Raw genomic sequence first — 20450 nt, 5'->3', positions numbered from 1 at the left:
ATACCCAACCCCATGCCTGCTCTCTGTCTTTTAATCCAAATGCCCCATTCATCATTTTGATGCCATGACAGTAATTGCCAAAGTCGCCCCCCATATAGTGATCAGGATCCGACGGATGAGCTGAGTCAATGGATAAATCATTGCCAAGCTGATCAACAACGCTGTTACAAGTAGAATTGACAAAGCTCAGAACGTTTTCTCTGGGCCATAAGTGTATAGCGAACAACACACCACTGCTCTGTGGTGCGTCGGGTGTTGGAGTATCCGTTTCAGTGGGTACAGATATAACGGTTTTAGTGTCTTTCATAGTCAACTGCACTTGCCCTGTTTTCTGAAAACATCTTACATTCAGTGCAGCGTTTTGAGTGTCTGTTGATCCTGGTACACCTTGTGAAAGATCAAACTCAGAGTGCAAAAATCGGTAGACGAAATTTTCTTCTGTGCCAAACTCACCATGATTGCTACAGCCCAGATCTACCGGCCTGATCCTCATATCGTTATTCGCTGGATCAAGCACCACCCTGATGTTGACTGCAACAAAAATACCCGCGCCCCTCAGATTCAGAATACCCGCCGGTATATAATCCTGTGTGGTCGGGGTTGTAACGGGATATCCTGAGGAAGCAGTGGCTGATGAAACACCAATATCCAGAGGGTTTCTGGAATCGATTTCGATATTCGCCAAATAATAGACAGCATTATTATGGGTTGCCGACATCACGTAGTGACGCTGTAAGCCTCCCTCAATAACAAATTCAGGCAAGATATCCGCTCCGTTCCCCACAAAAGCCGAGTTGTCCGGTAACTGAAAACTGTTGACTCTTCTATGGCTGTCAGAAACGGGCTCTGACAATGGCAATTCATAGACGGCCGGTTGTTCCTGTCCGGGCGATTGCTCTGCATCAAAGATAAACAAAGTTGGACAGATGGTTTCAAAAGCCTCATGAGTCAGTTTTTCTGTTGTACTCGATATCTTTCTTATCTTAACTGTTTCAGGGATTGATGAAGGAGTCACTGAAGGATTCGGAGAACTGCGTAGAGAAATATTTGAAGACGTAGTCGGGGAAGTTGTTGTTGAAGATGCCCGATTGTTCTTTTCCCTGATGAGAGCCTTAAAAGCCGACAAATGATGATTGCACACCTCCCTATCGAAACAATTGGTTAATTCAGAACAATTTGAAACCTCTGTATATGCAGAACTGTCCGCTGGCCCAACTGCGGGGAAAACATGACAAGAAAAGGCGAACACTACTGACAATAGAGCAACCGTCAAGCCCGATCTAAAGCTATTCATAACTGCACTCTGCCGCATATTTGAAAGCCAAAACAGATGTATCCTTGCCGTGACAATCCTTTTTGAAAAGTCGTTATTTATCCTAGACCGGAAATTGGATAAAGAAAGGCAATGTCTTCAGCAATAGGAAATGAGCCCCAAGTCTCTGACAGGTATTATCACGAGAAAGCCGGTAAGTTAACCCCAAGCTATCCGGCAGTTTCTGTCACCGGTTTACCCGACACAACAGCCAGCTTTACTGCGGATTACCTGAACACAGCAGTGTATGATTTCATTCTCTTTTCAGACATGTGACACACCTCGATGGCCTCGTGTATAACCCGCATCTGCGTTTATATGGCCGGAGATCTCTAACCACTTCAATCAGCTGGACTAGCGGAATGCCCAAACCTAAAGTAGCAGCTAACATCTGGCTGGTGTATCTTACCGAGGCTTGCCTGATATGTTTTGAAAAATAGAACCAGCTATGGGTAATGGCCTGATTCACAACCAATGCACCAATACCTGCAGACACTATCTGCCCTGGTTTTAATCTTTTTCTGCCAGTATTACTCATAGCCATAGCACCTGTATCAGTAACGTGGGGTGATTGAGTTGTAGAATCGGATATCGGCATAGGGGAGTTACAGGCAGCATCAAATCTCGCCGAAGACCCTGCCTTCACTGAAGCAAATCCTAGTTGGTAACGTTTAGCCAATTCAGTCGAACATCTATGCGAATCAGCCTGATCAACGCCTGTCAAGCCCCATGCCTCGTCTCTGCCTTTTAATCCGAATGTTCCCTGGATTACTTTAGTATCAGAACAGTACCTGCCACCCGAGATACCTCCCATATAGAGAAAAAGGTCCGATGGATTGGCTGACTCGGCGCATAGATCATTGCCAAACTGATCAACAATGCTGTTATAAGTAGAATCAACCAGGTGCAGAACGTTTTCTCTATGCCATAAGTGCATATCGAACAACACACCACTGCTTTTCAATGGTGCAGGCGTTGCCGTTTCAGTGGGTAAGGATATGACGGTTTTAGTGTTTTTCATGGTCAACTGCACTTGCCCTTTATTCTGAAAGCAATCAACAGTCAGCGCAGCATTTTGATATTGTGTTGATTTCTGTATACCTTGCAGGAGATCAAATTCAGAATGCATAAATCGATAGACGAAACTCTCTTCTGTTCCTCTCCCATCACCATGATCAGTACATCCCAACTCTACCAGTTTGATCGCTACCTGATTATCCACCGGATCAAGCACCACCTTGATGTTGTCTGCAACAAAGATACCCGCACCCCGGAGATTCAGAACGCCTCCGGGTACATAACGTGGTTTTCTCGGGGGTGAGACAGAAGGCACTGTGGCAACTGCTGTGAATGATTTGCCTGTATCCAGAGGATTTCTCGAATCGACCTTGATATTCGCCAGATAATAAACAGAATCATTATGGGGTGCCGACATCACGTAATGGAACCAGCTGTGTCCCTTAATAACAAACTCAGGCAGAATATCGATGCGATTCCCCACAAAAGCAGAGTTATCCGGTAACTGAAAACTGCTGAAACCTATGGAAAAGTGCCTGCTACGCCCGGTCATTGGCAATTCATAAACGGCAGCTTGTCCATTTCCAGACGTTTGCTCTGCATCAAAGATAAACAAGGTCGGATGGATGGTTCTAAAAACCTCATGCCCCAGTCTGTTTGTTGTAGCGGATATTTTTCTTATCCTGACCGCTTTAGAGCCTGGAGGAGTGTCTGTGCAAGTACTTAAGAACGCATTCCGGGAAATAGCCGGGCAAGTTGTTGAAGATGACTGATTGCTTTTCTCCCTGATGAGATTTTTAAGAACAGGTAAATGACGCCTGCACACGTCCCTGTCAGCACGACTGTTTAATTCAGAGCAACTTGAAACTTCTGTAAATACATCACTGCCCGCTGACTCACCCGTGCCGTAAACATGACAGGGGAAGCAATAAACCGCTGAGAATAGAGCAACTACCAACCCGGATCTTAAGGTATTCATCATTTCAATCTTTCTAATATTTAAAAATCGAAACAGATATTCCTTATCGTTGTAATCCTTTTTAAGACAGCCCGAGCAACTTTAGACCAGATATTTCATAAATAAAGGCAAAGCTTTCCACTTTAAGAAACAAGCCTCCCTCCTTCGGAACTTTCGTTGTTCAAATGGTACTGTATGTCAGCAAAAATCGATCCAAGCGAATCGACACATTTGGACTGCAGTGGCAGCTTTGGCGCAGTGAGCTGGATTGAAGAAATCTCGACGCGTAAGGCGATGAAAAGTGGAACCCGGCTGTTTGGTAATATCATTTTATCCCTGATGAATGCAGGAAAGGCTCTGCTCTCACATACGAAGAAGCTGCTCGACTTCCGGGCAGATAGTGCCAGACTTGAACACCCTGCACGAGATGGTTATTCAGGACGAACAAGATTAGGTTTTTGTGCCGTGGGTGGGGCTTAATATCTACCCGGAGATCTGTGATTGAAATCAATGTGTAAACGTTGCCAATGGAGAAGGTTTTTTTATTAAATTCTGAAAAGTTTTTACAGCACTGAATGGAACAATTTTTTTGATGGCTAAGTATAAATACAGAGTCTAGACTTCATGTCGATTGCTTCAAAGGGTTCTGAGCATGATCATGCTGAAACACTATTTATTAGCCCGGTTAGTCGCCCCTTTATTCCTGTTAATGGCTTTGTTTGCAGAAGCCTGGACGACTCAATCTCCAAACGTCAACTCTTCTCCAGCTTCAACCTCTTCTTCTATAGCACCCTATCCTCCTCTGCCGACAGTATTGTGTGACTCTCTTCCAGCACAAACGCCGGGGGTTCAGCAGCGGCTACGCCAGTACGTAGAACTTGTCAAGGGACGACAGTGTATTGTTCTCGCTGCTGATCCGACAGAGGATCTGAGTGAGACGATCAAACGGGCTCCTGAGAACACTGTTATCCTGCTCTCTTCCGAGACTGTGTCTACTGCGTCTTCTACTTCTACATCCTCTCTCCCTCCGGTGGATAAAACCCCGATTGAGTATCTTATTAATAAAGGAATAGTTTTGAAGGACGGTCAGGACATCATTGGTGCAGCAGACGACGGTTTTGAAATAGTTATCAGAGTTGACGCAGGTTTTAAAGATCTGTCTATGGTCATGATTGATGACATGTACGATTTCGATAAAACGAGAGACAGTCACATAAGGCATGTTACTTTCCAGCCCGTTGGACCTGAGAACAATGTGGGGGCTTTTTCTATTATTTATGCTGGTTGTTATAACCGGAAACTGATTGTAGAAAATAACCTGTTTTATGTGTCTGTCAGACGGGCCGGACTTTTCCTCTCTTGCGCAGGATCCCTTGATGCATCGGTGAACCAGGGTTCGGGCCTGCAGTTTGCCAATAACGTCATGATAGGTAAATCCATACTCTACGACGGGAGTGATATTGTTCCTAAAGGGATAGATATTTATTATGCCGGTACGCAGCAGTTACAGAAGATCGCTGTTATTGAAAATATATTCCAGGGAGAGATGGCACACGCGGGTGACTTTTACCTACCGGCTGGGAGCAGTATGGATATTTTCAGAAACACGGTTGATATCAACAACAATATGCTGGGCAAGAAACCTCTCTCAACGAGACCGGCTCGTTTTAGAGATGGTTTCTTTCTCAGGGGTAATTATGATACAAAAGTCAACTTGTTACCTCCCCTTTTTAATCTGGCAGGCAATCGGATACGCTCAAAAAGTACAGCTATAGGTATCGAAGGACACATTAAACTGGCCCTGGCCTGTAACCATCTTCAGGCAGCCAATCCGTGGCGACAATATCCACCTTCATGGTGGTGGCGACCAAAACAATACGGCTTGAAAGCCGTTGATCCACTACCATTGGCAGGAGAGTGTGAAGGCACTGCGGATTCAACCGGTGCCGTGGTAACGCCCACTTCACCGACAGTCTGCCAGGTTTTCAATACCTGGACGTCTATCGATGGTTCCATGATCAATCCTTTGAGTGGACTGGACAGCCTTGATGGTCGGCTATTCAGCCTTGATGGTCAGTTATTTTTGATGTATTAGTCAACATCTCAGTGACAATAGGCTTCTTGTTCAGAGCCTGCAACGCCGAAGCTGGGCACCGTAGTTTGAAGCTCGACTGTCGACTTTTTTAGCCGTATTCAACAGCCAGGGCTTTTTCTTGTGACTCCCACGCTTATAGCCACCCCAACCCTCATGATAATTCAGGTAGAGCAAATCAGCACGCCATAGAGAGACACCATTAATACGACGGGTCTTGTTGGTATACCAGCCAATAAAATCAATGGCATCCTCAAAATCATCCCGCCCCCTGAACCAGCCACCGTTCTCTTTCAGGTACATTTCCCAGGTGCCATCCTGGGCCTGGGCATAGCCGTAGGCTGATGAATTTCTGGGCAATGGAATAAACAGGAACCAGGGTCTGGGGGGTCTGACATCATGACGATAAGAGGATTCCTGATACATGATAGCCATCATGATCTGAATGGGAGTCCCCCATTTTTCATTGGCTTTTTTAGCGTGTCGATACCAACTACGCTTTTCTTTGAAAATACTGCATAAGTTATGGGGATTGGCAGGCGGTGTTGTGCTGGCACAGCCGGTCAGAAAAAGAAATCCTGTTATCATTATGATCAGTGCCAGTCCCCGTTTCACGTATCAGACTCCCCATTGCTGCATCAAAACAATAAACTCATCTTCTGTAACGACACGAACACCAAGATTTTGAGCCTTGGTCAGCTTCGAGCCCGCTTTTTCTCCAGCCAGGAGCGCCGTGGTTTTTGCTGAGACAGAGCCGGTAACTTTGGCGCCCACTTTCTGTAATACGGCCTTGCCTTCATCCCGGGTCATAGTGTGCAGGGTTCCTGTCAGCACCCAAACCTCACCTTGTAAGGGTTGATCCACACCCTCTTCCTGTCCGGTGTCTTCATCCCAGTGCACGCCAACTTTCAGCAGTTCATCCATCACTTCAAGATTATGCTCCTGCTTGAAAAACGTTTCTATATGAGCAGCAACGACAGGACCGACATCATCCACTTCCTGTAACTGCTCGACCGTCGCTGACTTGATCGCCTCAAGATCACGATAATGAGCCACCAGACTCTGAGCAGTCGCTTCACCTACCTCACGAATGCCCAGTCCGTAGATAAATCTGGCCAGCGTCGTTTTCTGGCTGGCCTTCAAGGCATTGACCAGATTGGTGGCTGATTTTTTGCCCATTCGCTCAAGGGATGCAATAGGCTCTGCTCCGAGTTTGTAAAGGTCAGCCACAGTATTCACAAGACCTTTCTCGACAAACTGATCCACCAGCTTATCACCCAGGCCATCAATATCCATGGCTTTCCTTGAAGCAAAGTGTTTGATGGCCTCCTTACGCTGGGCCGAACAATAAAGACCACCAGTGCAGCGAGCTGCTGCTTCGTCTTCATCTCTTTCAACGTCTGAATGGCACACCGGGCAGCGCTCAGGCAATTCAATATCTCTGGCATCAGCTGGTCTTCGGTCGGGAATAGCCCGAACCACCTTTGGAATCACGTCCCCAGCCCGGTGAATCACAACGGTATCACCTATTTTCAGACCCAGACGTGCCACCTCGTCCATATTATGGAGGGTTGCATTGCTGACGGTGACCCCACCCACAAAGACCGGCTCGAGACGGGCAACCGGCGTAATGGCACCTGTTCTGCCCACCTGGAACTCCACATCTTTCAAAAGGGTCATTTCTTCCCGGGCAGGAAACTTATGGGCAACGGCCCATCGGGGAGCACGAGCTACAAAACCCAGTTGCTCCTGCAGGGCCAGACGGTTGACCTTATAAACAATACCATCAATTTCGTAGGGCAAAGCTTCGCGCTTCTCACTCATTCTGGAAAAGTATTCAGCACAGGCAGCAGCCCCTTTAACTACCCGCAGCTCCGGATTGACCCGCAGGCCCCAGGTTTTAAAACGCTCAAGAATATCCGCATGCCTGTCAGGCAACTCACCCCCTTCAACCACACCGGCACTGTAACAGTAAATATCCAGAGGTCTTTTCGCCGTTATTTTCGAGTCAAGCTGTCTCAGACTGCCCGCTGCTGCATTGCGGGGATTAACGAACACTTTTTCATCCCGGGCTTTAGCTCTCTTATTCAGCCTTTCAAAACCTTCCTTGGGCATAAAGATTTCACCACGAACTTCCAGACGATCAGGCCAACCTTCACCCAGCAATTTCAGAGGAATAGTAGCAATGGTGCGAACATTCAGAGTGATATCTTCGCCAGTCGTACCATCCCCACGGGTAGCACCTCGCATCAGCGCCCCCTTCTCGTATAAAAGGCTGACCGCAATCCCATCCAGTTTGGGTTCGCAGGCATATTCTACTGCTGAATCGGTGCCCAAACGCTCACGGACTCTGCGGTCAAAGTCATTGAGATCGTCTTCGTTAAACGCGTTATCCAGCGACAGCATGGGCAGTTCATGACGAATCTGGCCAAACACTTTCAGGGGGGCAGCACCCACTCGCTGGGTGGGTGATTCAGGTGTAATCAGCTCGGGAAAATCCGCTTCGATGGACTTCAGCTGCTGCATCAGCCGATCATAACTGGCATCGGCAATGATCGGATCGTCCAGAACATAGTAACGATAGTTATGATCATTGATCTGCTCTCGCAGCCCTTGAGCTTGCTGTTGAGCTTCCTTAAGAGAGAGGGTAGTTTGGGTCATGATTCTGTTACTTAAACGGTCCTGAGTGATTCTAAACCGCCTTGAGCCTGTACACTGAAGCCCCCGATAGACCGGGGGAGGATAAAAATTAATGAGAGGTAGAGATGGATCAGTCAGCCAGCTTCTGGGTTAACTGTTTTCTTTCGAAATCGCGAATACGCTGACGATAATGCTCCAGTGTCTGTTGCGTCAGTACACTGAAGTGTTCGTCTTTTAGTTCTCCACCCAAATCCAGCGCCAACTGTCGTACAGTTTCTTCCATCAGCATAAACGCCTTGAGTGGCTCACGGGGTCCGGGCAATCCCATAAAAACACTGACAGCCGGTGTATCAGTCGATTCCAGTTTACCAATATCAAAAGTGCCCGGCTCTACCCCATTTGCCATGCTGAACAGGATCTGTCCGGTTCCATCCTTGTTGGCATAACGGTGAAAGATCGACATATCGCCGTAGCGCATGCCTGAAGCCATCAGACTCTGGAGCAACCTTGCGCCGTCAAAGTTTTCACCACCTTTTGCCAGCAGATTGATCACCAGGATTTCACTGGCTGCAGGACGGTCTGCAAGCTTTTCCTGATTGACAGAACGGTGACTTTTCTCAGTTCTTGCGGGCTTGGTCTTTGCAAATGTGGGGGGTACAGCGGCCTGGTGTTCTTCAACAAACTCAGACTTAAAAGTAAAACTTTCCTGCACGGGTGCAGGTTCTTCAACACCGGAAACAGGCTCTTTTACTCTGGATCCGGGCTCGACAGAAGGCACTTCCGGTACTTCATCAACCTGAGTCAGAACCGGTAAGGGCTCTGATTTTTCCTGAACTTCCGGAGCCTCAACAGACGGTTTCTCTGCGGGTGTCTCTTGCACCGGCCTGGCAGGCGCCATAATTTCTGACCCAAGGCTGGATATTTCCGGTTCGATCCGCTCCCTCACAGAAACATGGGTTGACTCTTCTGAACGCACCCAGTTCTTCACTGTTTCCAACTTCTGGGGGGGAGCCTCTGACCTTCTGGCTCCACCATTGGGCAATTCACTGCCAAACTCGTCTTCATTTCCTTTTACATCTTCAAGACCGAAAGACAGTTCTGATGCTCTTTTTCTAGCCAGACGCATACGGCGGTATCCATCAGCCAGAACGCCAATAATGACGACGATTCCGATTACTACCAACCAATCTCGTAAACTCATGTCCATGCCGCCTGTTTACCCGGTGGGTTGTTGCCGCCTGAAAACCAACAACCCGAAAACGCAAAAAAGTCTGAAATTTATAAATCAGTGAAATGTACTACCATGTTACAACAAAACAATATGTATTCAGACCATTGTTTATGATTATTGATGAAACACGTTTTTAATCTTCACTTTCATAACACTGTCCGACAACCGCCAGAATCAGGTAAGTCAAGCATCCTGACCTACAAGTCTATTTTGGCGAGTATTTATTGTCCCTTCAAGCGCAAACCACGGATATCATTAACAAAGTTCGATAAATAGTGATAACTTTTTTCAGTCGCCTGTGCAACTGTACAAACCGTTTAATCTCAGGTTACACAAAAACAGACTTCTTATACTGAACAACGAATAAAAACTAACCGTTCAATAAGAAAAAGTTCAGAGTTCTGCCATAGCTGCGGCCTCTTCCACATCCACAGATACGGGTCTGGAGACACCGGGCTCCTGCATCGTTACACCCACTAGTTGATTCGCTGCCTGCATGGCAATTTTGTTATGGGTGATGTAGATAAACTGAACCTTGTCACTCATTTCTGAAACCATTTTGGCGTACCGGCCTACATTAGCATCATCCAATGGTGCATCCACCTCATCAAGCATGCAGAAGGGTGAAGGATTCAACTGAAAGATGGCAAATACCAGGGCAATCGCCGTCAGCGCCTTTTCACCACCAGACAGCAGATGGATAGTACTGTTCTTCTTGCCCGGCGGTTGCGCCATGATAGCTACCCCGGTATCCAGGAGATCTTCGCCGGTCAACTGCAGATAAGCGCGGCCACCTCCGAAGACTCTGGGGAACAGTTCCTGCAAACCGGAATTCACCTTCTCAAACGTCACTTTGAAACGCTGACGGGTCTCCCGGTCGATTTTGCGGATAGCATTTTCCAGGGTCTCCAGAGCGGACTCCAGATCATCGTTCTGCGCATCCAGGTAGGTTTTTCGTTCCGACTGGGTTTCGTACTCTTCTATCGCTGCCAGATTGATGGCCCCCAGTCTTTCAATCCGTGCCTGTAATCTTTCCAGTTCCTGTTCCCAGACTTTCTCGCTGGCGTCTTCCGGCATATTGGCCAGAACGGTATCCAGATCAAACTGGTCTTCCCGCAATTGATCAGACAGGGTCGTGCGCCGGACCTGCATGCCCTGCCAGTCCATCCTTAACTTCTCAAGTCTTGAGCGGGCAGTCTGGGCTTTTTGCTCGGCGGACTGCCGACTCTTTTCCATTTGCTGCAGTCGTTGTTCAACGTCCTCCAGCTCGCTGCGAGCCTTCTGCATCGCTTCGTCTTCTTCCAACCTTCTGGCCAGCAGAATCTCCAACTGTTCTTGCAATTCTCCTTCAGGAGAATGGGACTCCGACAGTGACGTCTGAAGCAGCTCCCGGCGTTCCCTCAGTTTGGTGGATTGCTGACTGAGTCGCTCGATAGCCGCTCGCAGAGATTCCACCTGACTGTTGATGGTTTGCTGCCTCAAGGCCAGCTGATGTAGACGATCCTTATCCTGACGGGAACTCTGCCGCAACTGTTCCAGCTTTTCTCTGCCCTTCTCTCTTTTCTCCAGCAGATCTTCTTTGAGACCGCTGTCCATTTCCATTCGATCCAGAGCCTCCTGAAGTCGCAGGCGGGACTCTCCGATACTTTCCTGTTCAGCCTGACTTAACTCCTGACATTCAGCAATTTCTTGCTGAAGTCGAATTCGCCTTTCCGAAAACTGCTCAAGCCTGACTTTTCTGGCACCGAGATCCGCTCTCACCTCACCCTGGGTTCGGTTGAGTTCAGTAATCTGTTGTTGAGTCTGCTGTCGGTGGGTTTCCAATTGCTCAGCCTGAATCCTGGCGTTGGCCAAACGTTCTTCAACCTGCTGACTGAGCGCTTCCAACGTTTCCATTCGGCTGCCAAGCTGTTCAAGCTCTTGCTGACGGGCCAGAACACCGGAATGATTATCCGTTTCGCGACAGACCCGAAGCCAGTTTCCGGATAGCCAAATCCCCTCTTTTGTGACGATGGATTCGTGAGCCTGCAGAGCGGTTCGGGCAGATAAAGCCGCTTCCAGCGAATCTGTGACATAAATGCCTGCCAGTAACCCCTTGGCTTCACTGCCTGACTGTACTTTGCCAGCCAGAGCGTGAAGCGCTCCTCTGGCCTCTTCAGAAACCTGATGAGCGGAAGCATCCAGTAAAACCGCTGCGCCTTGCTCCAGAGAATCCAATAACCCTGCAACAGGATCCAGATCATCAACACAAAGTGCTTGCAAGCTGTCTCCGAGAACGGTTTCAACAGCCAGTTCCCAGCCTGACTCCACTTGCAGTTTCTCGGCTAGCCTGGGTGCAGATGCCAGTCCATGCTGCTCCAGCCAGACCATGACCCCGGTATCCTGTCCCATAGCAGCCTGCTGAAGGGCCTCCAGAGAAGCGTGACGCCCTCTGATCATACTCAGTTCATTGCGATGGCTGTCACGATCTTCCTGTAACTGATCAAATTGAACACGGTTTTCTTCAATGTCAGAGGTGACTTGTTCCAGTTTCAGCTCGTGATTTTCGCGGGTCAGCTCCAGCTCGGTCAGCTTTTCGGAAAGCAGCTCCATCTCTTCAATGTCTTCGCCACCACCAAGACTGCTGCTTTCTTCTCGCAGACGCCGTTCACGCTCATGGAGACGATCCAGTACGGCTTCAGCATGTTGAATTCGGGACTGCTCCACTTCAGCTGCTTTCTGAGGCTCGTGGGAGCGCTGATTAAACTGTTCCCATTCCTGCTGCAAACGATGCACTTCCTCTTCCACCCGGGCAAGAGAGTCACCGGATTGGTATTCCTGCTCCTGAAGCATCTCCAGCTCAGGTTCAATCTGCAGTTTTTCTTCTTCCAGAATTTCCAGCTGAGACTGATCCTCAGCCATCTGTTCACGGGCTTCCTGCCAGCTTTGTTCAAGCTGCTGCAGGTCATGACTCAGTTCTTTGGCCCGCTCTTCCTTATGGCGAAGCGTCTGCTCAATCCGGGTGATTTCATTGCCCGTGCCATAGTATTTGGCCTGGGTTTCATGGAAGTAGTCACTCAACTCCATCTGCTGGGCGCGGTCTTTTTCCATTCCGGCATCGGAGGAGCGCTGCTCACTGACGGCCGCTTCCAGCTGGACTTCCAGCTCGGAAATCACATGTTCCTGATTCCTGACCTTTTCATCGATGCCCCGCCAACGCAAGGCCTGAAGCTGGGCTTTTTTCAGTCGTTCATCGGCTTTGTATTCTTTGTATTTTTCTGCCGCTTCGGCCTGTCTCTGCAAATGCCCGAGACGACGCCCCAGCTCTTCTCGCAGGTCGGTCAGTCGTTCCAGGTTTTCATTGGTTCGGCGAATGCGGTTTTCTGTTTCACGGCGGCGCTCCTTGTACTTGGAGATACCAGCCGCTTCCTCAATAAAGACTCTGAGTTCTTCCGGCTTGGACTCAATCAGCGTGGAGACGATGCCCTGACTGATGATGGAGTAACTTCGCGGCCCTAGACCGGTGCCGAGAAAGATATCCATCACATCTTTACGGCGACACTTGTTACCATTGAGGAAATAAAAATTCTTGGCTTCCGAGGTCAGCATCCTGCGCACAGAAATCTCGCTGTAGGCAGCAAACTCGCCAGTGACCCGACCTTCGTTATTATCAAAGATCAACTCTACCGTCGCCTTTGCTGAAGGCTTACGGCTATTGGAGCCCTTGAAGATAACGTCTGTCATGGACTCACCACGCAGGTGCTTGGCAGAAGACTCCCCCATGACCCAACGTACGGCGTCGATAATATTGGACTTGCCGCAGCCATTAGGACCTACAACACCGCACATATTGGAGGGAAAATGAACCGTTGTGGGATCCACAAAGGATTTGAAACCGGCCAGTTTGATCGATTTAAGACGCATCTTTTCCTTAATTCGTAGCTATCAGGACCACAGCTGCCTGGTTATCAGTAGGTAACAACTCTCTACGAGTGTACACAGATTGTGCCCATGAGGAAAAGTCGTCGTTACCGAAAGCTTTGACCGTCAACCTTATGGCCAGTTCAGTCTGTCTGCTGTGACAGGGCAATCAACCCTGTGCAGGTTGTTGAGACCAGTACATTTCTTATGGCACCCTGCCTTCAATGATGCGTTGTAACCGCTCTGCGTTACTGTGAAAGTTATTTCTTCTCTCCGATGCCAGCATGTTATTCAGTGCCCGCCGGGCACCTTGCGAGTGACTTGCCCCGGTGTCCTGAATAATGCGCTGTACACGTTCTGCATTATTCCAAAGCCCGCAACACAGCTCTTCTACCAGCTGGTTACTCAGTGCCATCTCGGCTCCGAACGTCAGCCTTACCCCGGCGCCCCGAATAATGTCTCGTAAACGTTCTGCATCACTCAACGACCTTCTATTCAGGAACGCTATCAGCTTGAAACTCAGTTGCCGGTCAACTTCGTGCATCAGCCGTGTCCCGGTATCCTGAATAATGCGTTGTAAATTGTCTGCTTTCTCCCACATCTCGTCATCCACAGCCTCTATCAGCATCCTGCTCAGCACCATCTGGGCGCGTTCCGACAGCCTTGCCCCGGCATTCTGAATAGTGAGGTATAAAAGCTCTGCTTCATCCCAAGCGTCATTACTTATGGCCAGTAACAGCTGATTACTCAGTTCCCGCAACCGTGTTGTCCCGATGCCCCGGGCAGCAAGTTGTTGCAGCTCCTGAGGAGGGAGGGTACTAAGCTGTCTTTCCCGGTTTGTTGTTCTCTCTGCTCTTTGGGTAGCAGCAGCGAAAAAATGACTGCCAGGCATTTCCCGGATGGTCTACCAAGTGCCATCATGCCCATGATAATGATACTTGAGTAATTGCATTCCAACGAGGCTGTGTGCTTCTCTGTAATATGGATCTGGATTATAATCATCATCAGTAAGCCGGCTATCTGGCTTTTGATGAAGGTCTATAAGGTAGACTCTTTTTAGAGCACCTCTTAAAAAAACATCTTTAGAATCCTCTGTCACAAAAAAACTACTATTCTCACCGCTCCAGGAAACACCTGCATCAGGTTCCAATAGATACCTGGAACAAGGGGAAATACGAGCTAACACAACGGATAGATGTTCATAATTACATTGTGCTTCACCACTTAAAATGTAATCAAATAGCTTTTTCGCTTTATCTACAGACCAGTTGACTGAATTAGGTCCATTTAAGTAAGGCATATCAGAGAAAAATGATCTATGCATCTCTAAACGATGTCTATCAATACGAGATAATTTTCCCACCAAGTAACCACATATATGAGGAGGGAGCGGCAATGTCAATGACATTTTTGGCTGGGTAAATATCCCATGGCTAGCTAAAACATAGGGTGGTTTGGACAACCATTGATTATCAATATCTGAATAAAACAAATGATTAACACCGAGTTTTTCTAAACGATTAGCCAATTCGGTTTTGTTTTCAGAATTCGCCTTATCTATACAAAAGCATATAGTCTTTTTAATATTTTGAGACACAACAAGTCTAATGGAATCCATAAAACAAACGCTCATACATGAAGCGTATTCCCCTAATTGAACGGGAAATTTCAGCTGCAGGTCTGTTTCCATGGAGAGGCATAATATATTATCGTGATTATTCAGTTCAGCCTTCATCTGTTCAATTTGAGACTCTGTAAGATTCATATCTGAAAAAACTATAAGCAGCGGGATATCACTTTCAGCGAGTTTGGTTCCTTCTTCTAATATTCTTTGAACATAATTAATTCCCGCAAGTTTATCAGGATTATTTAAGCCATTAAATATGGTGGTACCATGGAGTGCCGCCCATGTGTGAAAAACCGGACATGGAGGACATACCTTCAGATCCATAGCAGCGGCTTTCTCTAATGAAGCAATACCCGAAAACTTTAAACTTTCAGCCATATTTATCCAGGACTCTTCATCAATTGAATCAAAATAAGTTGGATCCAAATTGAAGACTATATTTTTTGCAAGCTGGATGTAATAAGTATCCTCATCGTTTTCGGTCGGAACCAAAGCAACACATCTTGATGAAAGCTCCTTATTCTCAACATTATTTTCTGCGCGTCCTACTGTGTTTGGAAGATACTTCCTATCATCAGCTCTATTTTTGAACAGTCTGTCCGCTTCCGTTTCGGAGTGTGGTGGGGGATATATCCCTGGAAACAGGTTCGGATTAACTGCTTGATCCATGTCCTTATTCCTTTTTCATTAATCATTCATTTTTATTCCAAAGTGCGAACGAGTCATATACGCACACTGCAAGCCATTAAGTTTGGCTTTTACACGTAACTCTCCGTCATCTCATAGATCAACCCTATTTGATTTTCTGAGCGACAGATTTCAGTGATCCACTAGATGACCTTGTCGAGTAATTTGGCGACAAGGATTTTTTCTGATTGACTCACAAGCAAACAGAATCCAGCTTCACTTTGCTTTTCCTTTGCTTCCTCTGTTTCGTCGGGTACTCTGCCAGCAATGATGCGTTGTAATCAATCTACGAGATTGTGTAAGTCCTACTGTGCCTCTTCGATTTCCCGCTGGGCGTCGTCCATCAGACTGGTCTCGGAAACATCAATAATGCGTTGTAAACGAGCTCTGTCATAAGAACAATCATATGTCCGTCTCATTACCAGCATGTTATTCAGTTCCTGCCTGGCGTCGTCCGTCAGACTTGCCCTGGCATCCCGAATAATGCGTAGCAATCGATCCGCATCATGCCAATTCCTCTTGTTCGCGCTATCTATCAGCATGTTGCTCAGTACCTCCCGGGCGTCCTCCATCAGGCGGGTCTCAGTGTCCCGAATCATACCCAGTAAACGACCTACACTATTCCAATCCCAGCGTTTCCGGGCCTCAACCAGCATGTTACCCAGTACCTGCCGGGGTTCGTTCGTGAGACTTACCTTGGCATCCCGAATAATGCGTACTAAACGATCTGCGTCATTCCAATCCCTATTAATCAGGGCCTCTGTCAGCTCATAACTCAGTTCTTCGCGGCCTTCTTGCATCCCCCTTACCACAGTCCCCTGATCACTGAGTGGTTGTGGTCCTTGAGGAAGCAGGGTATCAATCTGCCTTGCCGGATTTGTTGTTGTCTCTGTTCTTTGGGTAGTCGCAGCGAAGGCACTGGCAGAAGCCGTTTGTGAGGAACGGGTATCCGCAGGCTCGTTATAGGAATCGGGTAAGTCCTTCTGTGCCTTTTCGATTTCCCGCTGGGCGTCGTCCATCAGACTGGTCTCGGAATTCTCAATAATGCGTCGTAAACGAGCTCTGTCATAAGAAGAATAATATTTCCGGCTATTTACCAGCATGTTATTCAGTTCCTGCCTGACGTCGTCCGTCAGACTTGCCCTGGCATCCCGGATAATACCTAGCAAACGATCCGCATCACGCCAATTCCTCATTTTCGCGCTGTCTATCAGCATGTTGCTCAGTACCTCCCGGTCGTCGTCCATCAGACGAGTCCCAGTGTCCTGAATCATGCCCAGTAAATGATTTACACTAACCCAATCCCAACGTTTCCGGGCCTCTATCAGCATGTTACCCAATACCAGCCGGGGTTCGTTCGTGAGGCTTACCTTGGCATCCCCAATAATGCGTACTAAACGATCTGTTTCACCCCAATCGCTATTAAGCAGGGCTTCTGTCAGCTCATAACTCAGTTCTTTGGGGTCTTCTTGCATCCCCGTTGCCCCAGTGCCCTGATCACTGGATTCAGGAGCCAATATTACTGTTAACTCAGGCAAGTCTTCTCTACATAGCGGGCAGGTTGACCTTTCCTCAAGTGGAGTATGTTGAAACAACCGCTGCATACAATCTCTGTGAATTTTATTGTTACAACATGGAATGAGAGTCACACCTCTGCCAAACACGTGCTGACATATACAGCACCTGCCGCCCGCTTCAGCAGGCTGGCTGTTTTGAGAATGATTAACTGAGTTACCTGAATTATTTATGCTATCCATTATTAAAACTTCCCTGAAAATTTGTTTAAACCGAATGATTTGACCACCAGTCTTCAGGAAAGTTCCATGTCGGCCTGCCCGTGGGAGAGCATCAAACTCCTCCTTTGAGAACAGATAGTTCCGGATCTCATTTAAATACAAGATCTGGAGAACAACCACGATGAAGAAACTACCGCTCGCATCCAAAACAATAATGTGTGCAGCCTGTTAGCAGGCTGTGTCACTGAGCGATCGTGACATGTGTGCATTTCAACAATGACTGCAGGAGCGCCAGACTTTGTACTTATTTACTCTGGCGAGTGAAAAGAGAATGAAACCTTTTTGATTTTCTGAGTTACCCCTTTCAGTGTTCCGCTGGTTGACCTTGTCGGGCAGGTTGGCGGCAAGGATTTTTTTGATTGACTACACGAGCAAACGGAATCCAGCTTCACTGTGCTTTTTGTGCTTTTCCTCCGTTTCGTCGGATACTCTGCCCTCAATAATTCGCTGTAATCGCTCTGCGTTATTGTGAAAATTATTCCTTACCTCCCATGCCAGCATGTTATTCAGTGTCTGCTCGGCTTCTTCCGTTCGCGTTGTCCCGGTATCCTGAATAGTAAGTTGTACTCGATCTGCGCTATCCCAACGGTTATTTACGTCCAGACCGGAGAGTCGCTTGCACTTATTGCTTGAATCTGGCCCTCCGGCTACCCTATTTAGGCGTAAATTTATTGATGTGGTTTAGCTTCAGGTAGTGCAGGTGCGGCAGAATCATTATTAATTGATTCTTGTGCGGTAGAATCAATATTAACTGATTCCTGTGCGGTAGAATTAATATCAATTGATTCCTGTGCGGCAGGATCAATATTAATTGATTCCTGTGCGATAGAATCACTATTAATTGATTCTTGACTTTCTTCTATTTCAATCTGCTCTTCCGGGCAAGATCTCAATATCTTAATAATATTAATTTGATTGTGTGTATCATTATTGCTAGGAGTATAAACAGTTTCATTAAACTGATTTTCACTTATTACAGAATAAGGGTAAGGTTTATATTTTTTTTGAAAATGCACTAAAAAACTTTTCGCTTCAAGTTTATTTGTTTCTTTTGGGATGGCTTCACCTGAATCGCTTTCTTTACTTTCATATCTGGCAGTTAAAACATTGTAATCTCTAAAAACAATAATTCCATTTGAGACAAACAAGGCATTAGCTTTCATTGGCTGTCTTAAGTGCTCATATTGATAATAAATTTCATATTGGCATGAAATATTGAACGGTTCCCGATCAAAAGCACCTAATCTCACACTATCAGCTAAAGCTGTGACCGTTAAGAAATAGGTAGCGATTAGAAGGTTATTTGGTTGCATGTCATAGCCTTTTGAGTTAGGAAAACAAATAAAGACTATGACAGTCTAAAATAAATTTTTTGTTTTCCTATATCTAATATCAAAATAAATTTTTTGCTTTATATAACTGATAATAATACTGCTGCTTTTACGGCTAACGAGCCTTTAGAAAAACCATCTCTAAGGCGTACGCCCGGCATGGTCATCAACCTGTGGGTGAAAGTCCCCTGTGGGTCTGCCAGCATCGGATCTTGCGCCTGGCCAACCGATGATATCCACTAGCTTAAGGCAAGTGCAATCCCGTGAGGGGTTTTGCGCAGGCAGTCAGACCGCAAAAGTTCGAGCCGACGGAGACTGGGAGTCCCTCAGAATTGGTATTGAGTCATAACAGTGATCCGCTTGCTGTCCTTGTCGAAAGGGTTACATTATCAGACATAACCCAGCTTCACTTTGCGCTTCCTCCATTTCATCCGGTACATTGGCGCTGTTGATGCGCTCTAATCGCTCCTGGTCATCAATAGAGTTTTTGCTTTTATCCGTTGTCAGCATTTGAAACAGTAACTGCAGTACTTTTTGCGACCGACACGCGCGGATGCCCTGAATAATGCATTGCAAACGATCCGCGTTATCCCAATCCCTGCGATTCAGGGCTTCTATCAGCTTGTTATTCAGCTTCTTCATGAGTTCGTGCGTCGGCTCAGCCCCGATGCCCTGAATAATACGTTTTAAACGACCTGCTTCAGCCCAGGTACCACTATCCAGAACCTCTATAAGCTTGTTACTCAGTTCCCGCCGGGCTCGTTCCACCAGCATCACCCCAGTGTTCTGAATACTAAGCTGTATACCTTCTGCTTTATCCCAGTCGTTATTTTTTAAGGCTGATACCAGCTCATAACTCATTACCCACCGGGATTTTGGCGTCTGCATTGTCCCGGTTCCCTGCATACTGTGTTGTGATTGCGATAGATCAGGCAGATCCACCCTGCATACCGGACAGGCTGTTCTTGCTCCTAGTGGAGTATTTGCAAAAAGCCTCTGGAGACAGTCTCTGTCCATTTCATTCCAACAACAGGGAGTGACAGCAGTCACCGACCTGCATAGATCTAAACATATAGGGCATACCCCACCTGCTTGAGCAGGTTGGCTGCCTGGAAAATAGAAAGCCGGGTTTGAGCTTATCATAATAAATCCTCCATGACTTTTTTGATCAGATAAAGAGCGAACAAGTCATGCGCGCGCTCTGCAAGCCATTTTTTACAGGCTTGGTCATGCCTGCAAAAGACTGCCTTGATTCTGAATTCTCCTGACAAGCCAAGGCATAACAGGGCATGTTTACACTGTACTTATTTACTTAGATAGCAATTAATTAATTTTGTTCCCGATTGTTTTATTCCGAATTGTTATCTTCCTGTGAGAAATGCTTTCAAGTGCAGCCCTGATGTCGGCTTGCGTTCTGGCTCATTTTTGTTCCCGGTAAGTAGTATCAAGACAAATGACCCAGCCACCTTCTTCAGGAACCATCCAGTCGACGATCATTCTGGCAATACCGTCAAGCCTCATACCACTTCTGATGAAGAAGCTTGAGACGTTTTCGCCTGAAATCGATCTCAGGGCAGTGTCCCACGATATGGACAACGCGAGGGAGCTTGACCAAACCCATCTGAATGAGACCAATAAAAATTATCAGCACAATAAGGCCAGGACGGTATTGGTGCCAACCAAGGAGGGATTGTTCTGACCGAAATCTTTGTCTCGAAATTATCCCCTATAAAGTGCGATCGCCTAATGGAATATTCAAGGACGGTGGTTATCAGAAAAAAATACTATCGGGGTTTACACCAACGACTCATAAATCGAATCCAAATCAACGCTGCTTACAAACTCTTCGGCAATGTTTG

At 47.0% G+C, this 20450-nt stretch carries 14 protein-coding genes; 2 read left to right on the top strand and 12 right to left on the bottom strand.

Annotated elements, in window-relative coordinates:
* Together KDK19_RS05985 and KDK19_RS05980 are read right to left on the bottom strand one after the other, a co-directional pair.
* A partial coding sequence (locus KDK19_RS05985; RefSeq protein ID WP_257291546.1) for a hypothetical protein occupies positions 1–1015 on the bottom strand: 1015 nt, incomplete at its 3' end.
* Positions 1016–1565: 550 nt separating this feature from the next.
* Complete coding sequence (locus tag KDK19_RS05980; protein WP_257276287.1) at positions 1566–3311, bottom strand: hypothetical protein; 1746 nt, start codon at positions 3309–3311, stop codon at positions 1566–1568.
* A 171-nt stretch (positions 3312–3482) separates the two neighbouring features.
* Here KDK19_RS05980 and KDK19_RS05975 point away from each other — a divergent pair, with 171 nt between their 5' ends.
* Together KDK19_RS05975 and KDK19_RS05970 are read left to right on the top strand one after the other, a co-directional pair.
* Positions 3483–3767, top strand: a complete 285-nt coding sequence (locus tag KDK19_RS05975) for a hypothetical protein (protein WP_257276286.1) — start codon at positions 3483–3485, stop codon at positions 3765–3767.
* Positions 3768–3939: 172 nt separating this feature from the next.
* Positions 3940–5382, top strand: a complete 1443-nt coding sequence (locus tag KDK19_RS05970; protein ID WP_257287863.1) for a hypothetical protein — start codon at positions 3940–3942, stop codon at positions 5380–5382.
* A gap of 30 nt (positions 5383–5412) precedes the next feature.
* Here KDK19_RS05970 and KDK19_RS05965 read toward each other — a convergent pair whose 3' ends face one another.
* From KDK19_RS05965 to KDK19_RS05920, 10 genes are all read right to left on the bottom strand, one after another.
* Positions 5413–5994, bottom strand: a complete 582-nt coding sequence (locus KDK19_RS05965) for a hypothetical protein (RefSeq protein ID WP_257280543.1) — start codon at positions 5992–5994, stop codon at positions 5413–5415.
* A gap of 3 nt (positions 5995–5997) precedes the next feature.
* The gene (gene ligA, locus KDK19_RS05960) at positions 5998–8040 is read right to left on the bottom strand and encodes an NAD-dependent DNA ligase LigA (RefSeq protein WP_257291545.1); all 2043 of its coding nucleotides are present in this window, start codon (positions 8038–8040) and stop codon (positions 5998–6000) included.
* Between the two features lie 109 nt (positions 8041–8149).
* Positions 8150–9220: a cell division protein ZipA gene (gene zipA / locus KDK19_RS05955; protein ID WP_257291544.1), complete on the bottom strand. Its 1071-nt coding sequence runs from the start codon at positions 9218–9220 to the stop codon at positions 8150–8152.
* A 423-nt stretch (positions 9221–9643) separates the two neighbouring features.
* Positions 9644–13153: a chromosome segregation protein SMC gene (gene smc, locus KDK19_RS05950; protein WP_257280541.1), complete on the bottom strand. Its 3510-nt coding sequence runs from the start codon at positions 13151–13153 to the stop codon at positions 9644–9646.
* A gap of 202 nt (positions 13154–13355) precedes the next feature.
* Positions 13356–14042: a hypothetical protein gene (locus KDK19_RS05945; RefSeq protein ID WP_257280540.1), complete on the bottom strand. Its 687-nt coding sequence runs from the start codon at positions 14040–14042 to the stop codon at positions 13356–13358.
* A 12-nt stretch (positions 14043–14054) separates the two neighbouring features.
* Positions 14055–15446, bottom strand: coding sequence for a hypothetical protein (locus tag KDK19_RS05940; RefSeq protein ID WP_257280539.1), 1392 nt, complete (start codon positions 15444–15446; stop codon positions 14055–14057).
* Positions 15447–15769: 323 nt separating this feature from the next.
* Entirely contained in the window at positions 15770–17002 is a 1233-nt protein-coding gene (locus tag KDK19_RS05935) for a hypothetical protein (RefSeq protein ID WP_257291543.1), read from the bottom strand.
* Positions 17003–17928: 926 nt separating this feature from the next.
* Positions 17929–18573: a hypothetical protein gene (locus KDK19_RS05930; protein ID WP_257287123.1), complete on the bottom strand. Its 645-nt coding sequence runs from the start codon at positions 18571–18573 to the stop codon at positions 17929–17931.
* Between the two features lie 399 nt (positions 18574–18972).
* Positions 18973–19479 carry a hypothetical protein gene (locus KDK19_RS05925; RefSeq protein WP_257280536.1) on the bottom strand — a complete coding sequence of 169 codons (507 nt, stop codon included), beginning with the start codon at positions 19477–19479 and terminating at the stop codon, positions 18973–18975.
* 531 nt (positions 19480–20010) lie between these two features.
* Positions 20011–20187, bottom strand: a complete 177-nt coding sequence (locus tag KDK19_RS05920) for a hypothetical protein (RefSeq protein ID WP_257291542.1) — start codon at positions 20185–20187, stop codon at positions 20011–20013.
* Between the last annotated feature and the right edge of the window lie 263 nt (positions 20188–20450).

The organism is Endozoicomonas sp. ONNA1 (assembly GCF_024606325.1).
Taxonomy (GTDB): domain Bacteria; phylum Pseudomonadota; class Gammaproteobacteria; order Pseudomonadales; family Endozoicomonadaceae; genus Endozoicomonas_A.
This window is presented reverse-complemented; position numbering and strand designations above follow the sequence as displayed.